The organism is Rouxiella sp. T17 (assembly GCF_036663475.1).
Classification (GTDB): domain Bacteria; phylum Pseudomonadota; class Gammaproteobacteria; order Enterobacterales; family Enterobacteriaceae; genus Rouxiella.
The window spans coordinates 84,657-100,140 of the sequence record NZ_JAWUEA010000007.1 but is presented as its reverse complement, the minus strand read 5'-3'; the positions used below and the strand labels follow the sequence as shown (position 1 = coordinate 100,140).

Sequence of the window (15,484 nt, the reverse complement as noted above, 5' to 3'; positions counted from 1 at the left end):
TGCTCCCTGCCGGGATGAATGAAAAGTTAAGGGAATAAAGATTAATCGTTAGCGGGATAGACGTCAATACATCTGGACATCTAAACTTCTTTGCGTATAGATTGAGCATTGTGATAATAACCGCTAAAATTATGGCGGTATGGTTCTTTATTCTCACCCTGCAAGGTTCAGGACGACGGCTATAGTGAGATCTGCGGAAATCGGGCATAATCTCCGGGTTTTCAGAATTTTATTTTTATTTGATAAATTTAAGGTGTCCCATGGCTGAGTGGAACGGCGAATATGTCAGCCCTTACGCTGAACACGGTAAGAAAAGCGAACAAGTTAAAAAGATTACGGTTTCCATTCCTCTGAAAGTATTGAAGATTTTGACGGATGAGCGCACGCGCCGCCAGGTTAATAACCTGCGCCACGCCACAAACAGCGAATTGCTGTGCGAAGCTTTCCTGCACGCCTTTACGGGCCAGCCGCTGCCAAACGATGAAGACCTGCGCAAAGAACGCAGTGATGAAATTCCGGAAGCCGCCAAAATCCTCATGCGTGAATTAGGCGTAGATCCCGATACCTGGGAATATTAAGCTGATTTGATGAGCTGAAGAATTTCACGAGCTCGTCAATTGAGACGCTGAAGTATTGAGTTGCTGTTGGAAGTATTGAGAAGTATTGCGTGTTGTCGAAAGTATTAAGCATTAAATAGAAAGAGCGCCAGAATTTGTTTTCTCTGAAATTCAGGCATTAAAAAAGGCGCCATCGGCGCCTTTTTTTACTTTCGAGCTAAGCTTATTTGCTGCTCGGTACGCTGAAACGCTTGTTAAAGCGGTCAACGCGGCCACCGGTAGTCACTTCACGCTGCTTACCAGTGTAGAACGGGTGACATTCGCCACAAACGTCCAGGTTCAGATCGTGACCAACAGTAGAGCCGATCTTGATAACGTTACCGCAAGAACAGTTAGCAGTAACAACTTCGTATTTAGGGTGAATACCTTGTTTCATGAGAAAACCTCGGTTAGGCCGTGTCGCTATCCAACCTTGCTGCCGTCAGACACCACACGTAGTGTTAATGATTAAGTTCTCTGATACGGAATGCATCAAAGGCGGCGAATCATACAGAATAAAAAGTGTTCGCGCAATCATGTTCATGCATTCCGAGTCACACAGTGTACACTATCTCGTCGTTTTTTTATAGTCTGGATTGAAAATGCCCGTTGCCCACGTTGCTTTACCCGTACCGCTTCATCGTACCTTCGACTATTTACTGCCCGCCGGAATGCAGGTGGCGGCCGGTTGTCGGGTCAGCGTGCCCTTTGGTAAACGCGAGGCGGTCGGCATTGTTATCGGCGTCAGCGACAGCAGCGATTTTCCGATTGAAAAGCTCAAACCGGTGGCGGAGGTGCTCGACAGCAGCAGCCTTTATACGCGCGATTTGTGGCGCGTGCTGCACTGGGCCGCCGATTATTATCATTTCCCGCTGGGCGAAGTGCTGCTCCACGCCCTGCCCGTTCTGCTGCGTCAGGGAAAACCCGCCGAGCTCGCTCCGCTGTGGCAATGGTTTGCTACCGAACAGGGTCGCGCCACGCCGCTCGACAGCCTGAAACGCGCGCCCAAGCAGCAACAGGCGATGGCGGCGCTGATGCAGGGCTCTATTTATCGCCATCAGGTCAGTAATCTCGAATTAAACGAAGCGGCGCTTCAGGCGTTGCGCGCCAAAGGGCTGGCGGAGCTGCAAAGCGTCGCGCCTGAAACGCAGGATTGGCGCGACAATTTCAGCGTCATCGGCGAGCGTTTGCGGCTCAATACCGAGCAGGCAACCGCCGTGGGCGCGATTCGCAGTGAAGATCAGCAGTTTTCCGCGTGGCTGCTGGCCGGGATTACGGGTTCGGGCAAAACCGAAGTCTATCTCAGCGTGCTGGAAAATATTTTAGCGCAGGGCCGACAGGCGCTGGTGATGGTGCCGGAAATCGGCCTGACGCCGCAAACTATCGCCCGTTTCCGCGAACGTTTCAGCGCGCCCGTCGACGTGCTGCACTCGGGTCTTAACGACAGCGAGCGCCTCGCCGTCTGGCTGCGCGCGCGTAACGGCGAGGCGGGCATAGTGATCGGCACGCGCTCTTCCTTATTTACCCCTTTCGCGCGGCTCGGCGTCATTATTATCGACGAAGAGCACGACAGCTCCTATAAACAGCAGGAAGGCTGGCGCTACCACGCTCGCGATTTGGCGGTGTTCAGAGCGCATGCGGAAAATATTCCGATTGTAATGGGTTCTGCCACGCCCGCGCTTGAAACTTTACACAACGTGCAGCTCGGAAAATATCGCCAGCTGACACTGACCAAACGCGCGGGCAATGCCACGGCGGCAACCCAGCATCTTTTGGATATCAAAGGATTACCGCTGAAAGTTGGGCTGTCGCAGCCGCTTATCCAGCGCATGCATCAACACCTGAAAGCGGATAATCAGGTGATGCTGTTTCTGAATCGACGCGGTTATTCGCCCGCGCTGCTGTGTCACGAATGTGGCTGGATTGCCGAATGTCAGCGCTGCGACCACTATTACACCTTCCACCAGCATCAGCGTCAGCTGCGTTGTCACCACTGCGACAGCCAGCGCGCGGTGCCGCATCAGTGTCCGCAGTGCGGCTCGACCCAGCTGGTTTCCGTCGGCGTCGGCACTGAACAGCTCGAAAGCGAGCTGGCGCCGCTGTTCCCCGACACGCCGATTACCCGCATTGATCGCGACACCACCAGCCGTAAAGGCTCGCTGGAGCAGCATCTGGCGGAGGTGCATCGCGGGGGCGCGAGGATTTTAATTGGTACGCAGATGCTGGCGAAAGGTCACCACTTCCCCGACGTCACGCTGGTGTCGCTGCTGGATGTCGACGGCGCGCTGTTCTCCGCCGATTTTCGTTCGGCAGAGCGTTTTGCGCAGCTTTACACTCAGGTTTCTGGCCGTGCGGGGCGCGCGGGCAAGCAGGGCGAGGTGGTGCTGCAAACTCACCATCCTGACCACCCGCTGTTGCAGGTATTATTGCAGAAAGGCTATGACGCCTTTTCAAAACAGACGCTGGCCGAGCGTCAAAGCGTGTTTTTGCCGCCGTTTACCAGCCACGTTTTATTCCGTTCGGAAGATCACGACAATCGTCAGGCATCGCTGTTTTTACAGCAGCTGCGCAACCTGCTTGAAGCCAGCCCGCTGAAAGACGATTCCCTGTGGATTCTCGGCCCGGTTCCGGCGCTTCAGGCCAAGCGCAGCGGGCGATTCCGCTGGCAGTTGCTGCTCCAGCATCCGTCGCGAAAAGTGCTGCAACAGCTGATTAAAAGCTCGCTGCCGCTGATCGGCAGTTTGCCGCAGGCCAAGAAGGTCAAATGGACGCTCGACGTTGATCCGATCGATAACTAATCGGTTAACTAAGGCGCGAGTCTTAAATTTTGCGGCATAGCGCGAAAAAACAGCATAAGTCACATTTTTTATGCAATTAAGTAATTAATCCTAGTCACATTCTGTTTAGAATGTGATGAGCTACGCAAAGTTCTCGTAGCCTGTGAGCTCAATAAAAAAATTTGCACGGATGCTGCAAACAACCTTATAAAAATTTACGTCCATGATGTCGTGTCAGTTTGATGCAGGTGCAAGGAGAGATGCGTTGGATCAGAACAGAGTAATTCCTACCGCTACCATGAAAGATGTAGCGGAAATGGCCGGGGTTTCGACCGCCACGGTGTCGCGCGCGCTGATGAATCCTGAAAAGGTTTCTGCGCCAACCCGTCAGCGGGTTGAACAGGCGGTGATGGCCGTTGGCTATTCGCCCCACTCTCTGTCCCGCAACCTCAAGCGTAACGAATCCCGCACGATTCTGGTGATCATCCCCGACATCTGCGATCCCTTTTTCGCCGACGTGATTCAGGGGATAGAACGCACCGCCGCCGAGCATGGTTATCTGGTGCTGATAGGCGACTGCGCGCAGCAAAATCAGCAGGAAAAAACCTTTATCAATCTGATCATTACCAAGCAGATTGACGGCATGCTGCTGCTGGGTTCCAACCTGCCGTTTGACGCCAGCAAAGAAGAGCAACGTAACCTGCCGCCGATGGTGATGGGCAACGAATTCGCGCCGGAACTTGAGCTGCCAACGGTTCACATCGACAACCTGACCGCCGCCTACGAGGCCGTGCATTATCTGCTGGGACTCGGGCATCAGCGCATTGCCTGTATCGCCGGTCCCGACTCCATGCCGCTTTGCCAATATCGCCTGCAAGGGTATATTCAGGCGCTGCGTCGCAACGGGCAAACCGTGGAAAGCCAGTACATTGCCCACGGCGATTTCAGCTACGAATCGGGCGCGCAGGCGCTGTCTACGCTGATGAGTCAGCCAAAACCGCCCACCGCGATTTTCTGCCATAACGACATCATGGCGATCGGCGCGATGTGTGAGGCGAAAAAATTAGGGCTGCGCATCCCGCAGGATTTGTCTATTGTTGGTTTCGACGATATAAAAATCAGTCAGTTTTACGACCCGCCGCTCACCACGGTGGCGCAACCCAGGTTCCAGATAGGCCGGGAAGCCATGTTATTATTGCTGGATCAACTTAACGGTAATCCGGTAGAAAGCGGTTCACGCCTGCTCGAAAGTGAACTGGTTATTCGCGGCAGCACCGCTGCACCCAAGCGCTAACTAACAGTCAAGTTTTCAGGATCCTGTAAAATGACGTACTTCTTTAATCATAACGACACAGCGAAACGATAGTGGCCCAAAAAGACTATGTGAGCCGTGGACGCTCAGGAGCACGGCGGAAGACCAGTACCAGCCGTAAAAAGAAAAGCAGTTCCCCGATGGTTTCCAAAACAATGGTGGCGATTGCCGTCGCCGTCGTCGTGGTATTTATCGGTGGCCTTTACTTTATCACTCACAAAAAAATGGAAGAGGCGGCGGAAATTCTGCCTTCCCACGCGACCCGTCCGGGCAATGGCTTGCCGCCAAAACCGGAAGAGCGCTGGCGTTACATCAAAGAGCTGGAGAATCGACAGATGGGCGTGCAAACCCCCACCGAGCCGACTTCTGGCGGCGATGTATCGTCTAAAACCCAGCTGACGCCAGAGCAAAAACAGTTGCTTGAGCAGATGCAGGCCGACATGCGCCAGACGCCGACGCATCTTAACGAGGTGCCGTATAACGATCCGACGCAGGCTGCGCGCACCGCGCCCGTGTCGAAGCCGTTAACCAGTCAGCCGACGTTTATGCAGCAGCCGGTGAGAGCGCCGCAAACCGCTCAGCTAGCACCGGTGCAGGTTCAGCCGAAGCCAAAACCTGTTCAGCAGCAGCCGATGATTACCCAGGCCAGGCCGGAACGCGAAAAACCGCAGCCGACGCAACAGCAGCACATGTTGCCGCAGCAATCTCAACCGCAGCAAAACGTAGCTCAGAATGCTCCGGAAAAAGAGAAACCGAAAGAGCAGGAGAAATCCCAGCGCTTTATCGTGCAGTGTGGCTCTTTCCGTGGCAGCGAACAGGCCGAGTCCGTGCGCGCCAAGCTGGCGTTTGAAGGCTTCGAGAGCCGTGTCACCTCAAACGGTGGCTGGAATCGCGTGGTCATCGGGCCGTACAATAATCGCTCGGGTGCCGACGGCACGCTGTCTCGTTTGAAAGGTTCTGGCATCGCAGGCTGTATTCCCGTCCCCGTCGGGGGTTGAAAACCCATAATCCTCCCCAATCTATACAATCAATATGGCCCGCGACGTTATGGAACCTGAACAGGGCTCCATAACGCCGCCGGGATCTCTTCCGTCTGCGACGAGGAACAGCTCGTGACAACAATTGTATGTGTGCGCCGTAATGGCCACGTGGTGGTAGGTGGCGATGGCCAGGCCACAATGGGTAACACCGTAATGAAGGGTAACGTCGTTAAAGTACGTACCTTCTTCAAAGATAAAGTGATCGCGGGCTTTGCCGGCGGTACAGCCGATGCCTTTACGCTGTTTGAGCTGTTTGAGCGCAAACTCGAGATGCATCAGGGACATTTGACCAAGGCCGCCGTCGAGCTGGCAAAAGACTGGCGTACCGATCGTATGCTGCGTCGTCTCGAAGCGCTGCTGGTCGTGGCCGATGAAACCGACTCGCTGCTGATTAGCGGCAACGGCGATGTCATTCGCCAAGATAACGGGTTAATCGCCATTGGTTCAGGCGGTGCATTTGCCCAGGCAGCGGCGACTGCCCTGCTGGAGAACACCGACCTGAGCGCGCGTGAAATTGCTGAAAAATCGCTGAATATTGCCGGTGATATCTGCATTTACACCAACCACAACCTCAATTTCCTGGAATTGCCTAAGCAATCCCAAGCGTAAGGATCGAATATTATGTCTGAAATGACCCCACGCGAGATTGTCAGCGAATTAGACGGCTATATCATCGGTCAAGATAAAGCCAAGCGCGCCGTGGCGATTGCCCTGCGTAACCGCTGGCGTCGCATGCAGCTTGAAGAAACGCTGCGCCACGAAGTCACGCCTAAAAACATTCTGATGATCGGCCCGACCGGTGTCGGTAAAACCGAAATCGCCCGTCGTCTGGCGAAACTGGCCAACGCGCCTTTCATCAAGGTTGAAGCCACTAAATTCACGGAAGTGGGTTATGTGGGTAAAGAAGTCGACTCCATCATTCGTGATCTGACTGATTCTGCCATTAAAATGGTGCGTCAGCAGTCTATCGAGAAGAACCGCTACCGCGCCGAAGAGATGGCCGAAGAGCGCATTCTCGACGTCCTGGTGCCGCCAGCTAAAAACAACTGGGGCCAGCCAGAAGAAGCGAAAGAGCCTTCTACCGCGCGTCAGTCTTTCCGCAAAAAACTGCGTGAAGGCCAGCTGGACGATAAAGAGATCGAAATCAATCTGGCCGATGGCGGCGCGGGCGTTGAAATCATGGCCCCTCCAGGCATGGAAGAGATGACCAACCAGCTGCAGTCAATGTTCCAGAATATGGCCGGTCAGAAACAGAAAGCGCGCAAGCTGAAAATCAAGGAAGCCTACAAGCTGCTGATTGATGAAGAAGCTGCCAAGCTGGTGAATCCGGAAGAGCTGAAAGAGCAGGCTATCGAAGCCGTTGAGCAGCACGGTATCGTGTTTATCGACGAAATCGACAAAATCTGTAAGCGTGGCGGCCAGAGTTCAGGCCCGGACGTCTCTCGTGAAGGCGTGCAGCGCGACCTGCTGCCGCTGGTGGAAGGCTGTACGGTTTCAACCAAGCACGGCATGGTGAAAACCGACCACATTCTGTTTATCGCTTCCGGCGCATTCCAGACGTCGAACCCGTCGGACCTTATCCCTGAATTGCAGGGTCGTCTGCCGATTCGCGTTGAGCTGCAGGCGCTGTCGACCGAAGACTTCGAGCGCATTCTGACTGAGCCGAGCGCGTCGCTGACCCGCCAGTATCAGGCGCTGATGCAAACCGAAGGCGTGACCATCGACTTCACCACCGACGGTATTCGTCGTATCGCCGAAGCCGCGTGGCAGGTAAACGAAACCACCGAGAACATCGGTGCGCGTCGTCTGCATACCGTGCTTGAGCGTCTGATGGAAGATATCTCCTACGACGCCAGCGAAAGCAACGGCGTGTCAATTTCCATCGACGCCGAATATGTTCGCAACCACCTCGATGCACTGGTGGCCGACGAAGACCTGAGCCGCTTTATTCTGTAATCGCGCGGTTCACGTCATCGTTATCAGGGAGGCTTCGGCCTCCTTTTTTTGCCCCCTTTCTGCCCGTCACTTACACGCAACGCTCAATAAATAGGCTATTTATGCTGAAAATTGATGATTTTGCCAACATCCGTCAGAAAGGGATATACTTACAGCACACGCGAGCAACCAGATTGAATCCTATGAAATACGATACTTCAGAACTATGCGACATTTATCATGAAGAAGTGAATGTCGTTGAACCGCTGTTCTCCAACTTTGGTGGACGTACTTCATTTGGCGGACAGATCACGACCGTGAAATGCTTCGAAGATAATGGCTTGCTCTATGACTTGCTTGAAGAAAACGGCCGTGGCCGCGTGTTGCTGGTCGACGGCGGCGGTTCCGTTCGTCGCGCACTGATTGACGCTGGCTTAGCCAACCTTGCGCTGCAAAACGAGTGGGAAGGAATGGTCATTTACGGCGCGGTTCGTCAGGTCGACGACCTCGAAGAGTTGGATATCGGCATCCAGGCGATGGCCGCCATTCCGGCAGGCGCAGCGAGCGAAGGCATCGGCGAGAGCGACATCCGCGTCAACTTCGGCGGCGTCACCTTCTTCTCCGGCGACCATTTGTATGCCGACAACACTGGCATCATCCTCTCCGAAGACCCGCTCGACATCGAATAATCGTCAGTTTCGAACAAACTGAAGACAATAAAAAAGACGCCAATGCGCGTCTTTTTCATTTTGAATAATGGACTGTTCCTAATCCGCAAATATTTCGAGTTGCAGGAAGGCGACAACTAAGCGAGTCCCCAGAAGCTTACACAAGTAAGTGACTGGGGTGAAAGCAGGCAGTCAACGCATCTGCAGCTTGAAAGATGCCGTGGATTTAGACTTCTTCCATTTTTCCCAGTAAGGATCTCAGGCGTTCTTGCCACACATGCTGCTCTTCTTTCAGGTGAGCGTTTTCACGCACCAGAGACTCATGGTTGCCGTTTGCGTGTTGTACCTGCTGTGACAGGTTATTGTTCTGCTCTTTCAGCTCTTCGATTTCCATCTGCAGTAAAGTAATGGTATCAATCGCTTGCTGAACTTTTGTTTCAAGTTTCTCAAAGACTTCAAATGACATGTTAATTCCCCTTATGTTCGCAAGGCGTATATCTTCTATGACTCGCCACGTCTTCCCGACGCAGCTCGATAATCCAATCAACGACGGACGTAATGCGTACCGCGACTGTAATTAACCCCGATTGTATGTAGGCATCCCGTCCCTGTCTAGCAACATACTGGCTGTGCACGTAGTCTGTTGCAATTCAAATGACGTAACTATCAGCAAAAGCCGAATTTAGGCCCCATTTAATACCTAAAACCATTACTTTTCTCGTTAGTTACTCATTTTTATGGTTTGCAAACTTGTAAAAAACACTCGTATTCGCTCATTTTTATGACACACCACACACATTTTGATTTCGGTATTTCTCGTTTATGCTCGTTAACGATAAATTCACATCACAGACTCATCTTGCATGAGATGTTAAAATAAATAACACCAAACAATAAAACTAAATGAAAAGTACCCTACCCTTAACAACTATCCTTTACAGGATCCGACTATGAGCCAAAATATGAATCCCTCAATAAAAGGTCAATGCATCGCAGAATTTTTGGGAACCGGGCTGATTATCTTTTTTGGTGCCGGTTGCGTCGCAGCGTTGAAGCTGGCGGGCGCCTCGTTCGGACAGTGGGAAATCAGCATCATCTGGGGCCTCGGCGTCTCGATGGCGGTTTACCTGACAGCGGCCATTTCGGGTGCGCATCTTAATCCGGCGATTACCATTGCCCTGTGCCTGTTCGCCAACTTCGACGGTCGCAAGGTTTTGCCGTACATTGTTGCTCAAATAGCAGGCGCCTTCTGTGCGGCAGCGCTGGTATACGGCCTTTACTACAATCTTTTCTACGATTTCGAACAGAGCCACAACATGGTGCGCGGCAGCGTAGCGAGCCTTGATCTGGCCGGGATTTTCTCGACCTATCCAAACCCGCACATTAGCGTATTGCAGGCGTTTCTGGTTGAAGCCGTGATTACCGCCGTTCTGATGGCGATGATTCTGGCGCTGACCGATGACGGCAACGGCGTTCCGCGCGGCGCATTGGCTCCGCTGCTGATTGGCCTGCTGATCGCCGTTATCGGCGCGTCTATGGGTCCACTGACCGGCTTTGCGCTGAATCCGGCGCGTGACTTCGGTCCTAAACTGTTCGCCTTCTTCGCCGGTTGGGGAAAAGTCGCCTTCACGGGTGGACGCGAAATCCCTTACTTCCTGGTGCCTATCTTCGGGCCGCTGGTAGGTGCATGTCTGGGTGCTGTGGGTTACCGCGCACTGATCAGCAATCATCTTCCACAGATTACCGCCGCCGCTCCGTCAGAAGAGGCTGCCAAACAGCCATCTGAACGTAAAGCCTGATAGGTTTAACTGATTCACAGCCCACTTTGCAGGACATAAATCATGACAGCAGATAAAACTCACGACAAAAAGTACATCGTTGCACTGGACCAGGGTACCACCAGCTCTCGCGCCGTAGTGCTCGATCACGACGCCAACATCGTTAGCGTTTCACAGCGTGAATTCACCCAGATTTACCCTAAGGCGGGTTGGGTTGAGCATGATCCAATGGAAATTTGGTCATCTCAAAGCTCTGTCCTGGTTGAAGTGCTGGCAAAAGCTGACATCAACTCTGACCAAATTGCCGGTATCGGTATTACCAACCAGCGCGAAACCACCATCGTCTGGGAGAAAGAGACCGGCAAGCCAATTTATAACGCGATTGTCTGGCAGTGCCGTCGTACCGCCGATATTTGTGAAAAGCTGAAAGAAGAAGGGCTGGAAGAGTATATTCGCCACAATACCGGCCTGGTGGTTGACCCGTATTTCTCCGGCACCAAGGTGAAATGGATCCTCGATCACGTCGAAGGTTCCCGCGAGCGTGCGCGCAAAGGCGAGCTGCTGTTCGGGACTGTCGACACCTGGCTGGTATGGAAAATGACGCAGGGGCGTGTTCACATTACGGATTACACCAACGCCTCGCGTACCATGATGTTCAACATCCACAGCCTGCAATGGGACGATCGCCTGCTTGAAGCGCTGGATATTCCGCGCGAGATGCTGCCGGAAGTTCGCCCTTCCTCCGAAATTTATGGCCGCACCAACATTGGTGGTAAAGGCGGTACGCGTATTCCAATCGCCGGGATCGCCGGTGACCAGCAGGCGGCGCTTTATGGCCAACTGTGCGTACAGCCTGGCATGGCGAAAAATACTTACGGCACCGGCTGCTTCCTGTTGATGAACACCGGCACCGAAGCCGTGGTGTCTAAAAACGGCCTGCTGACCACCATTGCCTGTGGCCCGCGCGGCGAAGTGAACTACGCGCTTGAAGGTGCCGTGTTCGTGGGCGGCGCGTCGATTCAGTGGCTGCGCGACGAGTTAAAACTCATTAACGATGCTGCCGATTCCGAATATTTTGCCAGCAAAGTCAAAGATTCCAACGGCGTTTACGTGGTGCCTGCCTTCACTGGCCTCGGCGCGCCTTACTGGGACCCGTATGCCCGTGGCGCGATTTTCGGCCTGAGCCGTGGCGCCAACAGCAACCATATTATCCGTGCTACGCTCGAGTCCATCGCCTATCAGACCCGCGATGTTATCGACGCCATGCAGGCCGATTCCGGCACGCGCCTGAAATCACTGCGCGTTGACGGCGGCGCGGTGGCCAATAACTTCCTGATGCAGTTCCAGTCAGACATTCTTGGCACCCGCGTTGAACGTCCTGAAGTGCGCGAAGTGACCGCGCTGGGTTCCGCTTTCCTTGCGGGTCTGGCCGTCGGTTTCTGGAACGATCTTGACGAAGTGCGCAGTAAAGCCGTGATCGAAAAAGAGTTCCGTCCGGGAATCGAAACTACCGAACGCAACTTCCGCTACAAAGGCTGGCAGAAAGCCGTGGCCCGCGTGCGCGCATGGGAAGATCACGAATAACGCCCTTTCGGACTGCCCGATTTTGGCGTTAATTCAAACGCTTTACTGGAGAACATCAAGCGCTTTACTCGCGAAACTCAAACTCCCCACCTGGGGAGTTTTCCTTTTTTGGCCTCCCCGCTATGGTAGACTTTTAGCCCCAAGATGAGCCTGCGCTCACCGTCCTCATTTTCTTGAAACGGATTTATCGATGAAACGTGAATTAGCTATCGAGTTCTCCCGCGTCACAGAAGCCGCCGCCCTTGCCGGCTACAAATGGCTAGGCCGTGGTGATAAAAATCTGGCCGACAACGCCGCCGTGCAGGCGATGCGCATCATGCTCAACAAGGTCGATATTGCCGGTGAAATCGTCATTGGCGAAGGCGAAATTGATGAAGCGCCGATGCTGTATATCGGCGAGAAAGTGGGAACCGGTAACGGCGATGCCGTTGATATCGCGGTCGATCCGATTGAAGGCACGCGAATGACCGCGATGGGCCAATCCAACGCGCTGGCAGTGCTGGCGGTCGGCGATAAAGGCACCTTCCTCAATGCGCCCGACATGTACATGGAAAAGCTGGTGGTTGGCCCGGGCGCGAAAGGGGCGATTAATCTCGACTTGCCGCTGGCCGATAATCTGCGCAACATTGCGGCGCGTCTCGGCAAACCGCTAAGCGAACTGACGGTGTCGATTCTTGCGAAACCGCGCCACGACGCAATCATCGTAGAACTTTATAAACTCGGCGTGCGCGTCTTCGCCTTCCCCGATGGCGACGTGGCGGCCACTATTCTGACCTGCCTACCTGAGAGCGAAGTCGACGTGATGTATGGCATCGGCGGCGCGCCGGAAGGCGTTATCTCGGCGGCGGTGATTCGCGCGCTGGATGGCGACATGCAGGGCCGCCTGCTGGCACGTCATGATGTGAAAGGTGACACGCCCGAGAATCGTCGTTTGGGCGAAGAAGAGCAGGCACGCTGCGCGGAAATGGGCATCGAAACCGGCAAAGTGCTGGCGCTCGACGACATGGCGCGCAACGATAACGTCATTTTCTCGGCCACCGGCATTACGCAGGGCGATTTGCTGGCCGGAATTAGCCGTCAGGGTAATCTCGCGACCACCGAAACGCTGCTGATTCGCGGTAAATCTCGCACCGTCCGTCGCATTCGTTCCACCCATTATCTCGACCGTAAAGACGCCGCGCTGCACCCGTTTATTCTCTAAATTTGGCTATCGGGTCGGCGAAAGAACTGGCCTGATAACATTTAATCGATAATCCTTCGGTAAAATATGGAATAAGATCAGACGCTAGTTTCAATCCTATCAACGTGGAGAGAGTCGATGGCAGAATGGATAACGGGTAAAGTTTCAAAGGTGGAGCACTGGACGGAGAGCCTGTTCAGCATCGTAATTAATGCGCCTATCGATAACTTTACGGCCGGGCAGTACGCCAAACTCTCGCTGGAAATTGACGGTGAACGCGTGACGCGCGCTTACTCCTTCGTTAATGCGCCAAGCAACGACAACCTCGAGTTTTATCTGGTCAACGTTCCCGAGGGCAAGCTGAGCCCGCGCATTCACGCGATGCAGCCGGGTTCCGAGATTATGATCACCAAAGAGTCGCAGGGCTTTTTCGTGATCGACGAAATTCCCGAGTGCGACAACCTGTTTATGCTGGCGACCGGCACGGCGATTGGCCCGTTCCTGTCGATTCTGCAGGAAGGCAAAGGGCTGGAGCGTTTCAAAAATATCGTACTGGTTCACGCCGCACGCTTCTCGCGTGACCTTTCCTATCTGCCGCAGATGCAGCAGCTCCAACAGCACTACAACGGCAAATTGCACATTCAGACCGTCGTTAGCCGTGAAGAGACGCCTGGCTCGCTGACGGGCCGCGTACCGGCGCTGATTGAAGATGGGTCGCTCGAGGCCGCCGTCGGCGTCAAGATGGATGCCAATGACAGCCACATCATGCTGTGCGGCAATCCGCAGATGGTGCGCGATACCCAGCAGGTGCTGAAAGATACCCGCGAAATGCGCAAACACCTGCGCCGCAAACCGGGCCACATGACCAGCGAGCATTATTGGTAAGCCATGAAAAATTCTCGAATTTTTAACGGCGCGTTGCTGCTGTTTATTTTGTGCAGCGGCACGGCGTTTGCCGATCCGCCGCCCGACCGCGATCGTCTCTCCACGGAAGAGGTGCCCAAGGCGCCCTATCTGATGCCCGGCGCGCCCACTTTCGAGCTGACGCTGGTGAGTTTTCGCGAGAAATATAACCTCGCCAATCCAACGCAGCCGATCGCCGAATTCCGCGCTATCGCCGACAAACCCGACGCCGTTTTGCTGACTCGCGCCGCCAGCAAAATCAACGAAGATCTCTACGCGTCTACCGCGCTGGAGAAAGGCACCGGCAAAATCAAAAGCATGCAAATCACTTATTTGCCGATTCAGGGTGCAGAAGAGAAAGCCGCGCACGCCACGGCAATAAGCTACATGGCGAACATTATTCGCGAGTTTGACCCTACGCTTTCCGTCGACCAGAGCGTCGCCAAGGTCAACAGCTTGATCGACAAAGGCAAAGGCCAGCAGTTTTACCAGCAGCAGGTCGGCGCGGTGCGTTACGTGATTTCAGACAGCGGCGAAAAAGGCCTGACGCTGGCCGTTGAACCCGTGAAGCTGGCGCTGTCTAACTAATACAGTATTTTTAAACGTTGAATCCCCAAAGTCGTTGGCGTCAGAACAAGGCGGCAAGCATATGAATCCCGATGAGCTGACACTGGTCAGTGATTCGGGTGAATAAGCGAAGCCAACAAAGTTGTGGCGTCAAATACGGCGGGGATTTGACGAAAAGCAAAGCTATCGGCATTGTAGATCATTATACTGTTGTGCAGTTTATCTGCCGATTCGGCAGAAATTTCAATCGACACTCGCGTCCCCTTACGGAGGAAATAAAATGCGACATCCATTAGTGATGGGTAACTGGAAACTGAACGGAAGCACCACGTTAGTTAACGATCTGATTGCCGCTTTGCGTACCGAGTTGAGCACTGTTGAAGGCTGTGGCGTTGCCATTGCTCCGCCGGAAGTTTACCTGTCTCAGGCTAAACATGCGTTGTCAGGCAGCCACATCGCGCTGGGTGCCCAGAACGTTGACACTAACCTGTCTGGCGCATTCACCGGTGAAATTTCTGCCGAAATGCTGAAAGATGTAGGCGCGCAATACATCATTATCGGCCATTCCGAGCGTCGTACTTACCACAAAGAAAGCGACGAGTTTATTGCCAAAAAATTCGGCGTGTTGAAAGACGCGGGTCTGATTCCCGTATTGTGCATCGGTGAAACCGAAGCAGAAAACGAAGCGGGTCAAACTGAAGCCGTTTGCGCCAAGCAGCTCGACGCCGTGCTGAACACGCTGGGCGCGAAAGCGTTCGAAGGCGCGGTCATCGCTTACGAACCTGTCTGGGCGATCGGTACCGGCAAATCAGCCACTCCAGCGCAGGCGCAGGCGGTTCACAAATTCATTCGTGATCACGTCGCCAAGCATGACGCCGCAGTAGCCGAGCAGGTTATTATTCAATACGGCGGTTCTGTTAACGCAGGCAACGCCGCTGAGCTGTTCACACAGCCAGACATCGACGGCGCATTAGTCGGTGGCGCATCACTGAAAGCCGACGCTTTCGCCGTGATCGTTAAAGCCGCTGCCGAAGCAAAAGCCAAGGCTTAAGCCTCTGCCAGCCGTTAATAACGAAAAACCCCGCGACAGATATCGCGGGGTTTTTTTATCGCTGAAATTCAGCGCGATTTAATGTGAACGATG

At 53.8% G+C, this 15,484-nt stretch carries 16 protein-coding genes; 13 read left to right on the top strand and 3 right to left on the bottom strand.

What is annotated here, in order from left to right; genetic code table 11:
* The first annotated feature begins 260 nt into the window (after positions 1-260).
* Entirely contained in the window at positions 261-578 is a 318-nt protein-coding gene (gene metJ / locus SC206_RS01775) for a met regulon transcriptional regulator MetJ (protein ID WP_004392248.1), read from the top strand.
* Between the two features lie 202 nt (positions 579-780).
* On the opposite strand, the gene rpmE is transcribed toward metJ, so the two are convergent.
* Complete coding sequence (gene rpmE / locus SC206_RS01770) at positions 781-993, bottom strand: 50S ribosomal protein L31 (RefSeq protein ID WP_072045125.1); 213 nt, start codon at positions 991-993, stop codon at positions 781-783.
* Between the two features lie 205 nt (positions 994-1,198).
* Between rpmE and priA the strand changes: the two genes are divergently transcribed.
* The 6 genes from priA to rraA all read left to right on the top strand — a co-directional run bounded on the left by priA (position 1,199) and on the right by rraA (position 8,349).
* Positions 1,199-3,394: a primosomal protein N' gene (gene priA / locus SC206_RS01765; protein ID WP_332733581.1), complete on the top strand. Its 2,196-nt coding sequence runs from the start codon at positions 1,199-1,201 to the stop codon at positions 3,392-3,394.
* Between the two features lie 244 nt (positions 3,395-3,638).
* Positions 3,639-4,667, top strand: a complete 1,029-nt coding sequence (gene cytR / locus SC206_RS01760; RefSeq protein WP_332733579.1) for a DNA-binding transcriptional regulator CytR — start codon at positions 3,639-3,641, stop codon at positions 4,665-4,667.
* Between the two features lie 71 nt (positions 4,668-4,738).
* Positions 4,739-5,683, top strand: a complete 945-nt coding sequence (gene ftsN, locus SC206_RS01755; RefSeq protein ID WP_332733577.1) for a cell division protein FtsN — start codon at positions 4,739-4,741, stop codon at positions 5,681-5,683.
* Between the two features lie 114 nt (positions 5,684-5,797).
* Entirely contained in the window at positions 5,798-6,334 is a 537-nt protein-coding gene (gene hslV / locus SC206_RS01750; protein ID WP_332733575.1) for an ATP-dependent protease subunit HslV, read from the top strand.
* Between the two features lie 12 nt (positions 6,335-6,346).
* The gene (gene hslU, locus SC206_RS01745; RefSeq protein ID WP_332733573.1) at positions 6,347-7,681 is read left to right on the top strand and encodes an HslU--HslV peptidase ATPase subunit; all 1,335 of its coding nucleotides are present in this window, start codon (positions 6,347-6,349) and stop codon (positions 7,679-7,681) included.
* 182 nt (positions 7,682-7,863) lie between these two features.
* Positions 7,864-8,349 (top strand): ribonuclease E activity regulator RraA, encoded by a 486-nt coding sequence (gene rraA, locus SC206_RS01740; protein WP_332733571.1) that lies wholly within the window; start codon positions 7,864-7,866, stop codon positions 8,347-8,349.
* 205 nt (positions 8,350-8,554) lie between these two features.
* Here the strand turns inward: rraA and zapB are convergent, their stop codons facing one another.
* Positions 8,555-8,794, bottom strand: coding sequence for a cell division protein ZapB (zapB, locus tag SC206_RS01735; protein ID WP_332733569.1), 240 nt, complete (start codon positions 8,792-8,794; stop codon positions 8,555-8,557).
* Positions 8,795-9,278: 484 nt separating this feature from the next.
* Here zapB and SC206_RS01730 point away from each other — a divergent pair, with 484 nt between their 5' ends.
* The 5 genes from SC206_RS01730 to SC206_RS01710 all read left to right on the top strand — a co-directional run bounded on the left by SC206_RS01730 (position 9,279) and on the right by SC206_RS01710 (position 14,361).
* Complete coding sequence (locus tag SC206_RS01730; protein WP_332733567.1) at positions 9,279-10,127, top strand: MIP/aquaporin family protein; 849 nt, start codon at positions 9,279-9,281, stop codon at positions 10,125-10,127.
* A 42-nt stretch (positions 10,128-10,169) separates the two neighbouring features.
* Positions 10,170-11,690 (top strand): glycerol kinase GlpK, encoded by a 1,521-nt coding sequence (gene glpK, locus SC206_RS01725; protein ID WP_332733565.1) that lies wholly within the window; start codon positions 10,170-10,172, stop codon positions 11,688-11,690.
* A gap of 190 nt (positions 11,691-11,880) precedes the next feature.
* Positions 11,881-12,891 carry a class II fructose-bisphosphatase gene (gene glpX / locus SC206_RS01720; RefSeq protein WP_332733563.1) on the top strand — a complete coding sequence of 337 codons (1,011 nt, stop codon included), beginning with the start codon at positions 11,881-11,883 and terminating at the stop codon, positions 12,889-12,891.
* Between the two features lie 117 nt (positions 12,892-13,008).
* On the top strand, positions 13,009-13,755 hold the full coding sequence (gene fpr / locus SC206_RS01715; RefSeq protein ID WP_332733560.1) for a ferredoxin--NADP(+) reductase: 747 nt from the start codon (positions 13,009-13,011) through the stop codon (positions 13,753-13,755).
* Positions 13,756-13,758: 3 nt separating this feature from the next.
* A complete protein-coding gene (locus SC206_RS01710) occupies positions 13,759-14,361 on the top strand; it encodes a DUF1454 family protein (RefSeq protein WP_332733558.1) in 603 nt (200 codons plus the stop codon).
* An 86-nt stretch (positions 14,362-14,447) separates the two neighbouring features.
* On the opposite strand, the gene SC206_RS01705 is transcribed toward SC206_RS01710, so the two are convergent.
* Positions 14,448-14,594, bottom strand: a complete 147-nt coding sequence (locus tag SC206_RS01705) for a hypothetical protein (RefSeq protein ID WP_332733556.1) — start codon at positions 14,592-14,594, stop codon at positions 14,448-14,450.
* 26 nt (positions 14,595-14,620) lie between these two features.
* Between SC206_RS01705 and tpiA the strand changes: the two genes are divergently transcribed.
* Positions 14,621-15,391 (top strand): triose-phosphate isomerase, encoded by a 771-nt coding sequence (tpiA, locus tag SC206_RS01700; RefSeq protein WP_332733554.1) that lies wholly within the window; start codon positions 14,621-14,623, stop codon positions 15,389-15,391.
* Positions 15,392-15,484 lie beyond the last annotated feature (93 nt).